The 12,902-nt window shown below is 65.5% G+C and carries 19 protein-coding genes; 8 read left to right on the top strand and 11 right to left on the bottom strand.

The annotated features are described in order from the left end of the window. Positions 1-201 precede the first annotated feature (201 nt). Complete coding sequence (locus ACMDW7_RS00145) at positions 202-1,122, top strand: DMT family transporter (RefSeq protein WP_377304759.1); 921 nt, start codon at positions 202-204, stop codon at positions 1,120-1,122. Between the two features lie 90 nt (positions 1,123-1,212). Here the strand turns inward: ACMDW7_RS00145 and ACMDW7_RS00140 are convergent, their stop codons facing one another. From ACMDW7_RS00140 to ACMDW7_RS00115, 6 genes are all read right to left on the bottom strand, one after another. Beyond that, positions 1,213-1,884, bottom strand: a complete 672-nt coding sequence (locus ACMDW7_RS00140; RefSeq protein ID WP_377304757.1) for an aquaporin — start codon at positions 1,882-1,884, stop codon at positions 1,213-1,215. Next, positions 1,881-2,378 carry an arsenate reductase ArsC gene (locus ACMDW7_RS00135; protein WP_377304755.1) on the bottom strand — a complete coding sequence of 166 codons (498 nt, stop codon included), beginning with the start codon at positions 2,376-2,378 and terminating at the stop codon, positions 1,881-1,883. Before ACMDW7_RS00135 ends, ACMDW7_RS00140 begins: the two co-directional genes overlap by 4 nt. Positions 2,379-2,446: 68 nt before the next feature. Next, positions 2,447-2,932 (bottom strand): arsenate reductase ArsC, encoded by a 486-nt coding sequence (locus ACMDW7_RS00130; RefSeq protein ID WP_377304753.1) that lies wholly within the window; start codon positions 2,930-2,932, stop codon positions 2,447-2,449. Positions 2,933-2,948: 16 nt separating this feature from the next. Continuing rightward, the gene (arsN2, locus tag ACMDW7_RS00125) at positions 2,949-3,428 is read right to left on the bottom strand and encodes an arsenic resistance N-acetyltransferase ArsN2 (protein WP_377304751.1); all 480 of its coding nucleotides are present in this window, start codon (positions 3,426-3,428) and stop codon (positions 2,949-2,951) included. Between the two features lie 20 nt (positions 3,429-3,448). Further along, on the bottom strand, positions 3,449-3,976 hold the full coding sequence (locus ACMDW7_RS00120) for an ArsI/CadI family heavy metal resistance metalloenzyme (RefSeq protein WP_377304749.1): 528 nt from the start codon (positions 3,974-3,976) through the stop codon (positions 3,449-3,451). Positions 3,977-4,021: 45 nt separating this feature from the next. After that, complete coding sequence (locus tag ACMDW7_RS00115) at positions 4,022-4,507, bottom strand: ArsR/SmtB family transcription factor (RefSeq protein WP_377304747.1); 486 nt, start codon at positions 4,505-4,507, stop codon at positions 4,022-4,024. Between the two features lie 389 nt (positions 4,508-4,896). Here ACMDW7_RS00115 and ACMDW7_RS00110 point away from each other — a divergent pair, with 389 nt between their 5' ends. Continuing rightward, entirely contained in the window at positions 4,897-5,346 is a 450-nt protein-coding gene (locus ACMDW7_RS00110; protein WP_377304746.1) for a hypothetical protein, read from the top strand. Next, positions 5,346-5,573 (top strand): helix-turn-helix transcriptional regulator, encoded by a 228-nt coding sequence (locus ACMDW7_RS00105; protein WP_377304744.1) that lies wholly within the window; start codon positions 5,346-5,348, stop codon positions 5,571-5,573. The genes ACMDW7_RS00110 and ACMDW7_RS00105 overlap by 1 nt, the downstream gene beginning before the upstream one ends. Here ACMDW7_RS00105 and ACMDW7_RS00100 read toward each other — a convergent pair. Together ACMDW7_RS00100 and ACMDW7_RS00095 are read right to left on the bottom strand one after the other, a co-directional pair. Continuing rightward, the gene (locus ACMDW7_RS00100) at positions 5,552-5,908 is read right to left on the bottom strand and encodes a hypothetical protein (RefSeq protein WP_377304742.1); all 357 of its coding nucleotides are present in this window, start codon (positions 5,906-5,908) and stop codon (positions 5,552-5,554) included. The two genes, ACMDW7_RS00105 and ACMDW7_RS00100, sit on opposite strands and share 22 nt — an antisense overlap. A 275-nt stretch (positions 5,909-6,183) precedes the next feature. Then, positions 6,184-6,468: a hypothetical protein gene (locus tag ACMDW7_RS00095; RefSeq protein WP_377304740.1), complete on the bottom strand. Its 285-nt coding sequence runs from the start codon at positions 6,466-6,468 to the stop codon at positions 6,184-6,186. A gap of 235 nt (positions 6,469-6,703) precedes the next feature. Between ACMDW7_RS00095 and ACMDW7_RS00090 the strand changes: the two genes are divergently transcribed. Beyond that, a complete protein-coding gene (locus tag ACMDW7_RS00090; protein ID WP_377304738.1) occupies positions 6,704-7,483 on the top strand; it encodes an ABC transporter ATP-binding protein in 780 nt (259 codons plus the stop codon). Further along, positions 7,480-8,292 carry an ABC transporter permease gene (locus ACMDW7_RS00085; protein ID WP_377304737.1) on the top strand — a complete coding sequence of 271 codons (813 nt, stop codon included), beginning with the start codon at positions 7,480-7,482 and terminating at the stop codon, positions 8,290-8,292. Before ACMDW7_RS00090 ends, ACMDW7_RS00085 begins: the two co-directional genes overlap by 4 nt. 71 nt (positions 8,293-8,363) lie before the next feature. Here ACMDW7_RS00085 and ACMDW7_RS00080 read toward each other — a convergent pair whose 3' ends face one another. After that, positions 8,364-8,867, bottom strand: a complete 504-nt coding sequence (locus tag ACMDW7_RS00080; RefSeq protein WP_377304735.1) for an antibiotic biosynthesis monooxygenase — start codon at positions 8,865-8,867, stop codon at positions 8,364-8,366. Positions 8,868-9,111: 244 nt separating this feature from the next. Here ACMDW7_RS00080 and ACMDW7_RS00075 point away from each other — a divergent pair, with 244 nt between their 5' ends. From ACMDW7_RS00075 to ACMDW7_RS00065, 3 genes are all read left to right on the top strand, one after another. Next, a complete protein-coding gene (locus tag ACMDW7_RS00075) occupies positions 9,112-9,582 on the top strand; it encodes a DUF2141 domain-containing protein (RefSeq protein WP_377304733.1) in 471 nt (156 codons plus the stop codon). Continuing rightward, positions 9,579-10,424 (top strand): SDR family NAD(P)-dependent oxidoreductase, encoded by an 846-nt coding sequence (locus tag ACMDW7_RS00070; RefSeq protein WP_377304731.1) that lies wholly within the window; start codon positions 9,579-9,581, stop codon positions 10,422-10,424. Before ACMDW7_RS00075 ends, ACMDW7_RS00070 begins: the two co-directional genes overlap by 4 nt. 82 nt (positions 10,425-10,506) lie before the next feature. Then, a complete protein-coding gene (locus tag ACMDW7_RS00065) occupies positions 10,507-11,157 on the top strand; it encodes a TetR/AcrR family transcriptional regulator (protein ID WP_377304729.1) in 651 nt (216 codons plus the stop codon). 22 nt (positions 11,158-11,179) lie between these two features. Here ACMDW7_RS00065 and ACMDW7_RS00060 read toward each other — a convergent pair whose 3' ends face one another. Then, positions 11,180-11,590: an SRPBCC family protein gene (locus ACMDW7_RS00060; RefSeq protein ID WP_377304727.1), complete on the bottom strand. Its 411-nt coding sequence runs from the start codon at positions 11,588-11,590 to the stop codon at positions 11,180-11,182. 224 nt (positions 11,591-11,814) lie between these two features. Beyond that, on the bottom strand, positions 11,815-12,780 hold the full coding sequence (locus ACMDW7_RS00055) for an alpha/beta hydrolase family esterase (protein WP_377305060.1): 966 nt from the start codon (positions 12,778-12,780) through the stop codon (positions 11,815-11,817). Between the last annotated feature and the right edge of the window lie 122 nt (positions 12,781-12,902).

Genomic DNA, 12,902 nt, shown 5'->3' with positions numbered 1-12,902 from the left:
TCTGATGAAAGTGTGTCGCGCCGCAGCAGGCATTCCAAGGGCCTAGACTCAGGTCTTTCCCGCACCAGCCCCGCGTTTAGGGGAAGGTCTCAGGCGGGTTCTCCCTCACTGCCCGGCAGCCGTCCGGGACAACACGCCGCGGTGTAGTCGCGCAGCCGTTTTGCGCTGGGCCTGCGACCGGGCGCGGCGCCTCGCTGAGTCATGCATTCGTCCCACCCTTCCTCCGACACCGGCCGCGCAACGCTTGCGCTGCTGCTCAATGCCTCCGTCTGGGGCCTGTCCTGGATCGGCTTTCGATCGATGCAGGCCGACGGTCTGCATCCGCTGCTGGCCACGGCCCTGGCCTATGCGCTCGCGGGCAGCGTGGTGGCGCTGGTGTATCGCGGCGCGGTGGGTCAGCTCTTCACTCATCCGGCGCTCTGGCTCATCGCCATCGCCTCGGGCATCACCAACGCCGCGTTCAACAGCGCCGTGGCCTTTGGCGACGTGGTGCGCGTGGTGCTGCTGTTCTATCTCATGCCGATCTGGGCGCTGATCTTCGCGCGCCTGTTCCTGCATGAAGCGATCACTCGTGCTGCGGCGCTGCGCATTGCGGTGGGTCTGGCCGGGGCCATGATCGTGCTGTATTCACCCGCCAGCGGGCTGCCGATCCCCACGACGATGGTGGACTGGTTCTCGGTGCTGGGCGGGGCGGCCTTTGCCTTGAACAACGTACTGCTCCGTCGCCACGCGGCGCTGCCGCGCGAGGGCCGGGTGTTTGCGATGTTTGTCGGCGGGGTGCTGATGGCCGGGGGCGCGGCCGCAGTCGCGCTCACCCTGGGCACACTCAGCCTGCCGACAGCAAGCACCTGGACGCAGACCACAGCGCTGCCCGTGCTGCTGTTCTGGACCCTGGCCTTCCTGGCCGGCAACATGGCCCTGCAGTACGGCGCCACGCGCCTGCCCGCCAGCCTGACGGCCGTAATCATGTTGTTCGAGGTCGTGGTGGCCGCTGCGTCCAGCTGGCTGCTGGGCGCCGGCACGCCTCGCTGGCAGGACGCGCTGGGCGGGCTGCTGATCATTGCCGCGCCGTTTCTGTTCAACCGGCCGCGCGCACCGGCGGTGGCACCAGCGTCACACTGATACGACGAAATCGGCCACTTACAGAGAAGCGCTTGAATCAGCCGAAAATTGCTTGGGACATGCGGAAAGTCGATATTTGACGGCAAAGTTTCATTGCTTTTCGGCCATCACAGTACTCGCCAGTGCATAGCCCACCAGGGCGCCCGCACACTGCGCCAGGATGAAGCCGGGCGCGTCGGCCGGCGCGATGCCGGCGAAGGTCGGCGTCAGGCTGCGGGCGATCGTCACCGCCGGGTTGGCAAAGCTGGTGGATGCCGTGAACCAGTAGGCCGCGCCGATGTAGCAGGCGACGCCGGCTGCCACCTGCGCCGGCTTGAAGCGCACGAACAGGCGAATGGTCAGGATCAGGCCCGCCGTCGCCGTGGCCTCCGCGATCCACTGACCCAGCCCAGTGCGCGGCTTCACGCCCAGCTGCAGCACCGGCAGCTCGAACATGGCGTGGGCCAGCCAAACGCCCAGCACTCCTCCGGCCACCTGCATTGCGACGAAGCCCGCGAGCAGACCGGCAGACAACGCGCCGTCCTTGAAGGCCATCACGCTCACCACGGGGTTGAAGTGTGCGCCGCTCACCGGGCCGAGCGTCGAGATCAGCACGTAGAGCATGAAGGCCGTGGCCAGGGTATTGGCCAGCAAGGCCACCGCAACATTTCCGCCCGCAAGCTGGTCGGCCATGATGCCGCTGCCCACCACGGTCGCGAGCAATGCTGCGGTACCGATGAGCTCCGCAGCCAGGCGCGCTTGGGTCCTGGGGGCGCTGCTCATGCCTTGCCGATTTCGTCGACCTTGGTCTGAAGCGCCATCGAATCGAGGCTTGCGATCGGCAGCGACAGCATGAGCTGGATACGGCGCTGCAGCGTCTCGAAGGCTCTGAAGAACGCACGGTCCTTGTCGTCGTCCGTGCCGAGAAACGCTGCGGGGTCTTCAACACCCCAGTGCGCCGTCATCGGCTGGCCAGGCCACACCGGGCAGACCTCGTTGGCGGCGTTGTCGCAAACGGTGAACACGAAGTCCATCACGGGTGCGCCCGCGACGGCAAATTCGTCCCAGCTCTTGCTCCGGTAGCCCTCTGCGGGCAGACGCGCTTCGCGCAGCTGCTTGAGCGCGAACGGGTTCACGGCGCCGGTGGGCTGACTGCCCGCGGAGAACGCACGGAATTGGCCGCGGCCCCAGTGGTTCATCAGTGCTTCGGCCATGATTGAGCGGGCCGAGTTGCCGGTGCACAGAAACAGCACGTTGTAGATGCGTGAGTCCGTCATGTGTCCTCCCTCAACGATTCAATGTCGCGCAGGCATGGCGCTCGCGGCACGCGCCTGGCGGCTGCAACTCAATCGAGCTTGCCGATGTCGGCCAGCGCCTGCTTGAGTTCGGCGGCTGGCAGCGTATCCACGGGCAGGGCGACAAAAGCCTCCACTTTGCGGCGCAGCTTCTTGTAGGCCACTTCGAACGCGGCGCGCTTGGCGGCGTCATCGCCATCCACGTGCGAGGGGTCTTCAATGCCCCAGTGCGCACGCACGCCCGGGCCGGGGAAGTAGGGGCATTCCTCGTTGTTGGCCGAGTCGCACACGGTGAACACGAAGTCGATCGGCGGCGAGCCGGGCTGGGCAAACTCGTCCCAGCTCTTGCTGCGCGCCTCGGGCAGGGGCATGCCGTGGGCAGCGAGCGTTTCGAGCGCGAAGCGGTTCACGCGGCCCATGGGCTTGCTGCCAGCGGAGAAGGCGCGGTAGCGGCCCGCGCCAAGATGATGGATCAGGCCCTCGCCCAGGACGGAGCGGGCGGAGTTGCCGGTGCACAGGATCAGGACGTTCTTCATTGTGGCGTTGTCGGGTTTAAGTGAGCGCCTTGCGCATCAGGGTGGAACTGCCGGGGCACAGCGCGCTGAACTGGCGGCTGTGGGCGATGCCTGCGGGCGCAGCGTCGCGCACGCAAATGACATAACCGTGGCGCGCAAAGAATGCGGCCGCAGTGGTGGTGAGCAGGTAGAGCTGCTTGACGCCCTGCGCACGGGCTAGCGACTCAGCCTCGCCGAGCAGCGCGGTACCCAGGCCCGTGCCGCGCGCGGCCGGGGCAACCACCAGCGAGCGCAGCAGCGCGATGTCGGCCTGCGACGCGCTGTGCTCCAGGCCTACCGCGCCGGCGATGGCGCCCTCAAGCTGCGCGAGCAGGAACTGGGTCTGCGCATCCGGGAGCGTGGCCGGCAGATCGCCGGTGACGAGCCCCGCCTCGGCCAGCAGCGCATGGAGTGCTGGCAGGTGCGCGGTCTGCGCGGCCATGAACTGTGGCGACATCTTGATCTGAGCGACGGGCATCGCAGGCGTCGGCAGCTTGATCAGCAGCAGCCGGAGCCAGGTGCGCAGGCGAGTGCCTCGCCCTTGTTGACCTTGGGCTTGCTGCTGCGCGCAACGGGGATGCTCGCGCTGACCGCGACCGCCTCGGGTGGGGCGCAGCACATCGCGGCGCTTGTCGCCTCGGTGGGCACGCCGCCGTAGGTGGTGGCGCTGCCGTGGGTGACGAAGGTCTCCCAGGCGATGCCCGTGGGGTCGTGCACCCAGCCTTTGTCGCTTTGGGCATAGCAGCAGGTGGTGCCGCGCTCATCCAGCACCGCCACGTCCGCCGCCTTGAGTGCGTCGGTCATGGCATGGAGCTCCTCGGCAGACTCCAGCTGGAAGCCGAGGTGCTCGATGCCCGCCTGTGCCCCGGCATGGTGACTGATGGCGAAGTTGAGCCGCGGGTCCTCAAGCATCCACTTGGCGTAGTCGTCTTTCACCACGGCGGGCTGTTGCCCGAACAGGTTCGAATAGAAGTGGATGGAGCGGGCGAGGTCATCAACCTTCACATGGACGTGGAAGCGCTTCATGGCGGAGCTCCTTGGTTGGGCTGGGGCGTAACGGCAGGCGAGGGGCTAGGCGCAGCTTGGTGTGCTGCGGGCAAACGCTGCGGCGGCATCCGTGCCTTCTGCCGAGTTGGCGCCGACAGCACCCGGCAGGCACTCGCCCGAGCAGGCTGCGCCGTCCGCGGGGGTTAACGCGTCCACCGGGGCGCAGCCCGCACCACCACAGCAGTTCTCCAGGAGGTAGTCCGTCAGACCGCGCACCCGCGCAAAGACCGGCGTGTAAATGATCTGGCGACCGGCGGGCAGGGCCGCAACGAGCCCAGCGCGCGCCAGGTGGGCGAGGTGGAAGGACAGGGTGGAGGCCGGCATCCGGAGCCGCCCGGCAATCTCGCCCGCCGCCAAGCCCTGCGGCCCAGCCTGCACCAGCTGGCGGAAGATCTCAAGCCGGGCCTCGTTAGCCAGGGAAGCCAGCACTAACACGGCGTCAGTGCTTCGAGCGGCGGATTCCATCTGCTCGGCCTGCAGATTGGTCGCTTCCAGGTTGTTTGTTTCCATATTTCTAGAATAGTCGAATGAATGGACTCTATACAAGTCTGAGGCGATGTCGGACGGCCAAACTGCAGGCCGGATCGTTGAGGAGGCGCTCGAGGTTCTCCATTTATGTTTCTTTTTCGGCCACATTTTCGAATGATGGCCTTATGGCATTCACCGCTTGTTTGGTGGACCTCTTCAGCTGCATACACACTTCATTTCAGCTTAAAACAGTCAATTTCAGCCACTCCTTGAACTAGAACATGCTTCGGCAGCTTCAGCGCAATCTGGGGCACGATGCCCCGCCAGAAGTACGAAAAACTTGACATCTACATCACGCGCTCCAACAATGGAGGTGTCATGTATTTTTTACTTGAAGTCCAACTTACCGGACATCTCTCAGGGGAGCAGCGATGAACCTGTCATTTCACGAAAAGAGCCTTTGGATCATGTTGGCCGCCGTGCTGCTGGCCTTTGGTTGGTACTTCGGCCTTGTGCTGCCAGAGCACCTGGGGCTGGTGCGCTCGGCGGAGCGACCGCCCTCGCTGTACCTGTATCCCGGGCACATGGCCCTGTTTGGTGTGGCCATCGTGGTGCTGGTGCTGATCTCGGTGGTAGGGCACATCGTCATCGCCATCGTGGATCGCCGCACCGACACCGACGAGCGAGATCGCCTGATCAGCCTGCTCGGGGCGCGCAATGGTGGCATGGTGCTGGCCTGTGCGGTGTTTCTGGCGCTGGTCACCGCCGTGCTGGCCCGCGGCAACTTTGCCTTCACGCACGTACTGCTGCTCGGCTGGGTCGCCGCGGAGCTGACCAACATCGGCACCCAGCTCTGGCTGCACCGCCGCGGGGTGATGTGATGGGCAAGGCCGGCGGTTCCATCAGCAACGACATCCGCGCGCTGCGCTTTGCCGCAAACGAGATGACTCAACAGGCTCTGGCCGATCAGGTCGGTGTCACGCGCCAGACCATCATCGCCATCGAGGCCAACAAGTACTCGCCGTCATTGGAGGTGGCCTTTCGCATCGCGCGGGTGTTTGGCGTGCCGCTGGAGCGGGTGTTTCGCTATGAGGGATCCGCGGATTGACCTGCGGTGCTGTCCGCCTGGAGCCGCAGCCGCAGCTCCAGTGGCCAGAAGCGTGAGTACAGCCACAGGCCAGCCGCCATGCAGACACCCAGCAGGGCTGTAAAGAACAACGCGAGGAAAAAGCCGATCAACGGCGAAGCAGCCAGACCGGTGAACCCGGTAAGCGCCTTGCCGTTCCAGGTCACCGTGTTCGCGCCAGCGAGCGCAAGCACGCCCATCACTGTCGCAAAGGGCACCAGACTGAACACCAACCCGGCACCCAGCAGCTTGAACACCGACCCGGTGGCGATCCGCTCGACCCTGAACTCTTGATAGCCGCTGCGTTGCCCTTGCATGTGGTCCTCCATCATCAAGCGCCGATCATGACGCTGGTCGCCGAGGTGGCCCATCCCGCAGTTTGGTCTTTGCGACACGGACTTACCCGCACGACAAAAGAAACGGCCCACCGAAGTGGGCCAAAGTTGCTTCTGAGGAGATGACTGGCGGAGTTCTTTTGGGGAGGAGAGTGCTTCTGCTTGTTGTCTGGGTCTGGCGCGCGAAGATCGCGAATATCGGGTCTTGCTGTGCGCCAGCCGCTGCCGGAGCCAGAGGCCTCGGCTGGCAGCTGGAATCAGAGCTTGACCGGTGCGGCGACGTTCTTGGCGAGCATCACGTTGCCGCCGGCGATGACGGTCGCTTCGGGAGCGATGCGCTTGGCGGTGATGGTCACCGTGTCCAGGCGGGCCACTTGCGGCGCAGCGGTCTCGCGCTTGGCCACCACGGTCACGGTGTCCAGACGCACAACCGGCTCGTCCTTGGTGATGGTCATCACGCCGCCGACGGCTGCGGTGATCGTTGCGGCGAGCATCAGGGCGCCGATGGTGGTGTAGCTCAGGGTATCGATCTTGGTGGTCATGTTGGGCTCCTAGCGGTGGTGTTTCGGTACTTGCGTCGACGTGTTGTGTGTGTCGATGGATGGCATTGTGGGCAAGGGGCGCTTTGCATGCAGCCCGATTGCGACGAACTGCACCCGCGGGCGCGTGAACTGCAAGAAATCGTGGATTTCTGCAGGCTGGGCCGAGCGGGTTCTGCGGCGTTTAACCGTCCTGTCACATGCGGGCGAGGCCTCTCTGGCCGTTACAGTCGCAGTCATGTCCGCTTCTGCCTCCGCTCCACCGTTGCTGACCTTGACCGGCATTCACAAGCGCTTTGCCAACGGCACCGAGGCGCTGGCTGGGGTGGAGCTCCAGATCCGGGCAGGCGAGTTCCTGGCGTTGCTCGGGCCATCCGGTTGCGGCAAGAGCACGGTGCTGCGCCTGATTGCCGGACTCACTGCAGCCAGCAGCGGGCAGGTGCAATGGATGCATCAGGGCGATGCATCGGCACCGTCCATTGGCTTTGTGTTTCAGGAGCCCACGCTCATGCCCTGGGCCAGCGTGTTCGACAACGTCTGGCTGCCGCTACGCCTTGCCGGGGTCTTGCGCTCCGATGCGGCCACACGCATCACGCCGCTGCTGACGCGCCTGGGTCTGGCGGCGTTTTCTGAGGTCTATCCGCGTGAGCTCTCGGGCGGCATGAAAATGCGCGTGTCGATTGCCCGCGCGCTGGTCACGCGGCCCGCCGTGTTGCTAATGGATGAGCCCTTTGCCGCGCTGGACGAGATCACGCGCTTTGCCTTGAACCGCGATCTTCTGGCGCTCTCGGCCGAGCAGGGCTTCACCACCGTGTTCGTCACGCACAGCGTGTACGAGAGCGTGTTCCTGGCAGACCGTGTGTGTGTGATGAGCGCGCGGCCGGGGCGCGTGGTGGCGCAGATCGACATAGATGCGCCCGCGCCGCGTGAGGCAGCTTTCCGCCACACGCCGCAGTACGCAAGCTGGTGCGCCGAAGTCTCCGACGCATTGACCACCGCCAGCGGAGTGCAGGCATGAGCGGCACATCGTCGACTCAGCCCGGCCTGCCCAAGGCGGTGCGCGTGCTGCTGCCAATCGGTGTGATCCTGGCCGCGCTGGTGCTTTGGGAAGTGCTGGTGCGCGTGAACCAGATCCCGCACTACATCCTGCCTGCACCCACATTGGTGGCGCAGACCCTGGTGGAGAACTTCGGCTCGCTGGCTGGCAGCTGGTGGTTCACCATCAAGATCACCTTTGGCGCGCTGCTGCTTGCTGCCAGCGGCGGCGTGCTGCTGGCCGTGATGTTTGCGCTCTCGCGCTGGGTGGCGGCCAGCCTGTGGCCCTTTGCCATCGTGCTGCAGGTCACGCCGATTGTGGCGATTGCGCCGCTCATCTTGATCTATGTAGAGAGCACGACCGCCGCGCTGCTGCTGTGCGCCTGGATCGTGGCCTTCTTTCCGGTGCTGTCCAACACCGTGATCGGTCTGCGCGCAGCCGAGCCGGGCCTGCGAGAGCTGTTCACGCTGTACCGCGCCACACCGGTGCAGCGCCTGCGCTTTCTGCTCGTCCCCAGCAGCCTGCCGTACTTCCTCGCAGGTCTGAAGGTGGCGGGTGGCCTGTCCCTGATCGGCGCCATCGTGGCCGAATTCGTGGCGGGTGTGGCGGGCAAGGAGACTGGGCTCGCCTCACGCATTCTTGAAGCCAGCTATCGCACCGAGACACCCAAGATGTTTGCTGCGCTCGTACTCGTGTCGCTCACCGGCGTGGCGATCTTCTTCCTGTTTGAGGGACTGTCGCGCTGGCTGCTCGGCGGCTGGCACGCCACCGAGCGCGAACGGGCCGAGTAGCGCCGTCAACATCACGCATTTGAGCGGTATGGCTCATGGCGCTTGCGCGGCCGGGCGCACCGCCCGCTGCGCTATTCCCAGTAGGCACGTCGACCTTCCGGGTCCTTCAACAGCGCCAAGGCCTGATCCCAGCTCGTGGGCAGTGCGTCCCGCTTGAGCAGCAGACGCTTGGACTCCATGGCCACCAGACCCTCCATGCCCTTACGCACCGCCTCGCGATGCACCGGGCTGTTCATGAAGCGCGCAAGGTCCGCCTCGCTGGCCCAGATCGTCAGGGTCCAGGCCTGCGTACCGAAGATCTCGCGGCGCGCGGAATAGCCCAGCAGGCCCGGCTGCCTGGTCATCTCCGCCAATACGCGCCGGGTGTGCACATCAAAGCTTTCGCGCCGCTTCGGATCCAGCGTCGCATGCGTCAGCACCAGCACCACGGGCGCCTGAGCTGCGGCCTCGGGCGTGGCCAGACGCGGGTATGGGGTGTTGATGCTGCAGGCACCCAGCGCCACGAGCGCACTGGCCACCAGCCCGGTCTTGAGCAGGCGATGGCGCAGGCGGGCGGTGAATGTCTCGATGTTCATGAAACGACTCCGGAGAAGAGGCGGCAGGTTCCCGCGGGTGAATGACAGAGGGCGCATCTGCGTGCTGCAGGTGAACGCTGCCGGTGGGTATCACCCGCGCTTGTTGACACTGTCTACCAGTGTGCTCTATCTTGGTTGACGCTGTCAACTCAAGGTATGCAGTTATTCGCGACCGTGATCTGCCAGCGCCAATCCAACGCGGATCCAACACGCTGTCCTCTCCCCTCAAGCAAGGAGTCTCTCCATGATGTTCTTCCCGACTGATCCCCCAGCCCTGCGCCAGCGCAGCGCCTTTGCGGCCCTCTTTCTCAGCCTGCTCGTGGGTGCGGCCAGCCCCGGCCACGCAGCCGAGCTGGTCGTGCGCGTCAAGGGCATTGCCGCGCCGCTGGGCCAGATCGGCTGCTCGCTGTTCGCCTCGGACAAGGGCTTCCCGATGGACAACAGCGGCGCGCGCCAGCAGTGGCTGCCGGCCCAGGCCGGCGGCACCGAGTGCCGCTTCAGCGATGTAGCCCCAGGCAATTACGCCGTGTCGATCGGCCATGATCGCAATGGCAACCGCAAGGTCGACACCAACTTCGTCGGCCTGCCCACCGAGCAGTGGGGCGTATCGAGAAACGCGCGACCCAGCCTGCGCGCGCCGCGTTTCAATGAAGCCGTGTTCACGGTGCCGGCCGATGTCGCCATGCACGAGATCGAGATCACGGTGGCGCAATGAGCAGCGCCTTCACTCAACACGTCCGGCGTCAGTACGGTCCGTGGGCCGTTGTGACAGGCGCGTCAGACGGGATCGGCCGGGCGTTCGCCATCGAGCTGGCCCGTCACGGGCTGAACCTGGTGCTGGTGGCGCGCCGCGAGCCACAGCTTGTGGCTTTGGCCGGCGAGCTACAGCGTACCCATGGCATCCGCGCCCGCGTGCTCGCGTTCGATCTGGCCCAGCCTGACTCCGCAGTGCGCCTGGATGCGGCCTGCGATGACATCGATGTCGGCCTGCTCGTGGCCGCAGCCGGCTTTGGCACCTCGGGGCCGCTGCTGTCGAGCGCATTGGCCGAGGAACGCAGCATGCTCAGCGTGAATTGCGACGCCGTGCTGGCGCAGTGCTGGTGGTTCGGCCAGCGCCTGCGGCGCCGCGGCCGCGGCGGGGTGGTGCTGATGAGCTCGCTGCTGGCCTTCCAGGGCACACCGCGCGCGGCGCACTACGCTGCCACCAAGGCCTACATCCAGAGTCTGGCCGAGGGCCTGCGCATTGAGTGGGCGCCGCACGGCGTGGATGTGATTGCCTGTGCACCCGGACCGATTGCCAGCGGCTTTGCGCAGCGCGCCAACATGGTCATGAACGGCGCGGACCGTCCTGCCACGGTGGCCCAGGCCACCCTGCGCGCGCTCGGGCGGCGCGGCACGGTCAGGCCGGGCCTGCTCTCCAAGCTGCTGGGCTGGTCATTGGCCACGCTGCCGCGCTGGGTGCAGGTGCGCGTAATCGGGCAGGTCATGGGGGGCATGACGGCTCACCAGCAGGATTCCTCGACACGTGCGGTGGGTGGCCCGCCGGCCGGTGCCTGACGCCCACCGCGGCCGGCAGCGCGGAGTGGGCGTGGTAGCGTCGCAAGCGCCGTTGACACATCCCACTCCGCCCTTCGCCCGCATGCCCCGCGCCAAGCCTTCTGCGGCCCCCACCGCCGCGCAGACCACCGACCACACGGCCACACCGACCGACCTGCGCGAAGCCTGTGTCACGGCGGCACGCGAAGTCATTGCCGAGCAGGGCATCGAAAACCTGAGTCTGCGCGATGTGGCGCGCAAGCTGGGGGTGTCGCACCAGGCGCCGTACAAGCACTACCCCAGCCGCGACCACCTGCTGGCCGAGGTCATGCGGCGCTGCTTCGAGGAGTTTGCGGCCTGGCTCGATGCGCGCAAACACTTCGACGACCCCGCGCAGGATCTGGAATCACTCGGCCATCAGTACCTGCACTTCGCGCAGCAGCGGCCACTGGAGTACCGACTCATGTTCAGTACCCCCTGGCCGGCGGCGGCGCACCATCCGGAGGTGGACCGCTACGCCGTGCATGCCTTTGATGTCTTGCGCCAGGTGATGCAGCGCATGCATGGCGCGGGCAAGGACCGTCGCGAGCAGGTCGAGCTGGACGCGCTCTACATCTGGTCCAGCATGCACGGCCTGGCCGGCGTGATGAGCGGAGACAGTCTGGGCAAGCTGGGCCTGAGCGCCAAGGTCCGCAAGCAGCTGGTGTCGCACATCATGACCCGCGTGGGCCACGGGCTGGCCGGGCCGGCCTGAGCCACGCCACAACGGAGCGGCGCTAGGCCGGCTTGCTCTCCACGTGCCGCACGAAGCGATCCAGGATCGCCTGCCAGCCTTCGCGCTGCTGTTCGATGCTGTGGGTCTCCTCGGCATCGAACGTCTCGCGTACCAGCACGCCGCCGTCCTGCGCGATGAACTCCACGCGCAGCTGCCGGCCGCCGAATTCGCTTTCGATCAGGCGCAGTGGTTCGATGCGGGTGTAGGTGCCTGCGAAGTCGAAGCCCATCGAGCCATCGCGCGCTTCCATGCGCGAGCAGAAGCGGCCGCCCACACGCAGGTCCACCTCGGCGCGCGGTGTGTGCCAGTCATCGCTGGCGGCGTTCCATTGGCAGATGTCGGCCGGGGTGGTCCATGCGGCCCAGACGGTCTCGACGGGTGCGGCCAGCTTGGCCTCGACGGTGATCTGCATGGGGCGTCCCTCTTCGTGTGCGTGATGCCGCGCCACTCGCGTCTCCGACGCCACGCTAGCGCCAGGTGCTTGCACGTTTCCATCATGCTTAAGCCATGTCGGTTGTGGCGGCTGCGCTTCTCAGTCTGATTGACCTGGAACACATCAAGGCCAAGCTGCTCAGGTGCAAATGCATTGTGGATTCACTCTCAGCACGGTCGGATCACGGCCAGGCGCACGAAGAGTCATGGAAGCAGACTGGCAAAGAACTCCCAGGCTACTTCGGCAAACTCAATGTCACGGTTCTGCGCGCCGTTATCGACCGTCGTTGGTATCAGCACAGTTCTGCTAGCAGCGGAATGCCCCGCTCCGTCCAATCGCCACCACTGCACAGGTCGTGCTCCTGCGTACACAAACCGATTCGCAGGACCGGCATCGTTGGCGCTGCGCTCGATGACAGTCTCGGTAGGCTGCGCCGAGGCAAGCCCATTCAGAGTCAACCACCAGTTACGTGTTGCTTGCGCTGACGTGACTCGACCACGCAAGCAAGCGCCACCAAAGTCCGCGACGCACCCACCGCCATACGGCATCTGCGGATCCAGCGTGCCGTGAGTCATTAGCACTGGCAGGGGCTGTTGAAGACCGGATGTGCACGCGCCGCTCTTCGGGTTCTCTGGCAAATTCGCCGAACTGACCGCGATTGCAGCAATGCGCTGAGGGTGGTTGAACGCAAATGCGAAGCTCATGAGCCCGCCGTTCGATCCGCCCGCCATAAAGACGCGCGTTGAAGGCAGACCGTAGGTACTCTTGATCAGGTCAACCAGATCCGCAAGAAATCGAACGTCATCAGCGCTGCTACCGTTGAAGTTGTCCGAGCGGCAATCATTCCAGCCCACATCTCCGCTCGGCGCCGGCAAGCCTCCGGGATAAACGACCACAAAGCCTTCCCGATCTGCGACCGGTCGGAAGACCGAAAGCGGATGCGCGCCGGTATCGGCAACACCCATACCCAGACCACCGCCGCCGTGTAGAACGAACACGATAGCTCGTGGCGCTTGCAACGCTGGCGGAACGTGAATTCGGAACTGCCGCGTAACGCCGCCAGATTGAATCGTCTGAGTGGTCAGGCCCACGGGGTACCCCGGTGCTCCCGGGGGCTGCGGAGCTGCACTCGTGGTTCCGCCACCACCGCATGCTGCAAGTAGCGCCATCATTGCTGCAACCAAGCACCATACAAACGATTTCATCGCACAGCTCCTCTGATAATCCACCGTCACGCCTTGGGCGGGCCGCGCGTTTAGGCCCGCTGCGTTGAGTCAGTGAAATTGAGAGC

Origin of the sequence: Piscinibacterium candidicorallinum (assembly GCF_047549485.1) — a bacterium.
In the GTDB taxonomy this organism is placed as follows: domain Bacteria; phylum Pseudomonadota; class Gammaproteobacteria; order Burkholderiales; family Burkholderiaceae_C; genus Piscinibacterium; species Piscinibacterium candidicorallinum.
Note: the sequence above shows the minus strand (reverse complement) of the source record. Positions and strands in the feature narration are given on the sequence as shown.

Bases quoted from the DNA above. Each gene is read 5' to 3' on its own strand.
- ACMDW7_RS00145 (WP_377304759.1), top strand. From the start codon at position 202: ATGCATTCGTCCCACCCTTCCTCCGACACCGGCCGCGCAACGCTTGCG.
- ACMDW7_RS00140 (WP_377304757.1), bottom strand. From the start codon at position 1,884: ATGAGCAGCGCCCCCAGGACCCAAGCGCGCCTGGCTGCGGAGCTCATC.
- ACMDW7_RS00135 (WP_377304755.1), bottom strand. From the start codon at position 2,378: ATGACGGACTCACGCATCTACAACGTGCTGTTTCTGTGCACCGGCAAC.
- ACMDW7_RS00130 (WP_377304753.1), bottom strand. From the start codon at position 2,932: ATGAAGAACGTCCTGATCCTGTGCACCGGCAACTCCGCCCGCTCCGTC.
- arsN2 (WP_377304751.1), bottom strand. From the start codon at position 3,428: ATGCCCGTCGCTCAGATCAAGATGTCGCCACAGTTCATGGCCGCGCAG.
- ACMDW7_RS00120 (WP_377304749.1), bottom strand. From the start codon at position 3,976: ATGAAGCGCTTCCACGTCCATGTGAAGGTTGATGACCTCGCCCGCTCC.
- ACMDW7_RS00115 (WP_377304747.1), bottom strand. From the start codon at position 4,507: ATGGAAACAAACAACCTGGAAGCGACCAATCTGCAGGCCGAGCAGATG.
- ACMDW7_RS00110 (WP_377304746.1), top strand. From the start codon at position 4,897: ATGAACCTGTCATTTCACGAAAAGAGCCTTTGGATCATGTTGGCCGCC.
- ACMDW7_RS00105 (WP_377304744.1), top strand. From the start codon at position 5,346: ATGGGCAAGGCCGGCGGTTCCATCAGCAACGACATCCGCGCGCTGCGC.
- ACMDW7_RS00100 (WP_377304742.1), bottom strand. From the start codon at position 5,908: ATGCAAGGGCAACGCAGCGGCTATCAAGAGTTCAGGGTCGAGCGGATC.
- ACMDW7_RS00095 (WP_377304740.1), bottom strand. From the start codon at position 6,468: ATGACCACCAAGATCGATACCCTGAGCTACACCACCATCGGCGCCCTG.
- ACMDW7_RS00090 (WP_377304738.1), top strand. From the start codon at position 6,704: ATGTCCGCTTCTGCCTCCGCTCCACCGTTGCTGACCTTGACCGGCATT.
- ACMDW7_RS00085 (WP_377304737.1), top strand. From the start codon at position 7,480: ATGAGCGGCACATCGTCGACTCAGCCCGGCCTGCCCAAGGCGGTGCGC.
- ACMDW7_RS00080 (WP_377304735.1), bottom strand. From the start codon at position 8,867: ATGAACATCGAGACATTCACCGCCCGCCTGCGCCATCGCCTGCTCAAG.
- ACMDW7_RS00075 (WP_377304733.1), top strand. From the start codon at position 9,112: ATGATGTTCTTCCCGACTGATCCCCCAGCCCTGCGCCAGCGCAGCGCC.
- ACMDW7_RS00070 (WP_377304731.1), top strand. From the start codon at position 9,579: ATGAGCAGCGCCTTCACTCAACACGTCCGGCGTCAGTACGGTCCGTGG.
- ACMDW7_RS00065 (WP_377304729.1), top strand. From the start codon at position 10,507: ATGCCCCGCGCCAAGCCTTCTGCGGCCCCCACCGCCGCGCAGACCACC.
- ACMDW7_RS00060 (WP_377304727.1), bottom strand. From the start codon at position 11,590: ATGCAGATCACCGTCGAGGCCAAGCTGGCCGCACCCGTCGAGACCGTC.
- ACMDW7_RS00055 (WP_377305060.1), bottom strand. From the start codon at position 12,780: ATGGCGCTACTTGCAGCATGCGGTGGTGGCGGAACCACGAGTGCAGCT.